This window comes from Pseudomonas sp. Pseusp97 (assembly GCF_047304025.1).
GTDB lineage: Bacteria > Pseudomonadota > Gammaproteobacteria > Pseudomonadales > Pseudomonadaceae > Pseudomonas.
The window spans coordinates 1-234 of sequence record NZ_JBGLYK010000611.1; the positions used below are offsets into that span (position 1 = coordinate 1).

At 62.0% G+C, this 234-nt stretch carries 1 pseudogene; it reads right to left on the bottom strand.

The annotated features are described in order from the left end of the window. Positions 1 to 47: 47 nt before the first annotated feature. Positions 48 to 234, bottom strand: a pseudogene (locus tag ACCC94_RS30530) (hypothetical protein); the annotation flags it as partial.

The following is a 234-nucleotide window of genomic DNA, read 5'->3' on the forward strand; positions in this document are numbered from 1 at the left end:
CCTATATGGAAGACCGGGGTTTCCGGCGAATACAGGAACTTCGCCTAGTCGTCGCCCAGCACCCGCCCACCGAAGGCGATCACTCGCCCACGCCTGTCGCGGATGGGGAAGATCACCCGGTCGCGGAAAAGGTCGTAGCGCTTGCCCCTGTCCGGGTTTTCCACCCACAGGCCGGCAAACAGAAAGGCCTTGAAGAGTAGGTTGTCGCCGCCCAGCGTATTCAGCAGGTTGTCC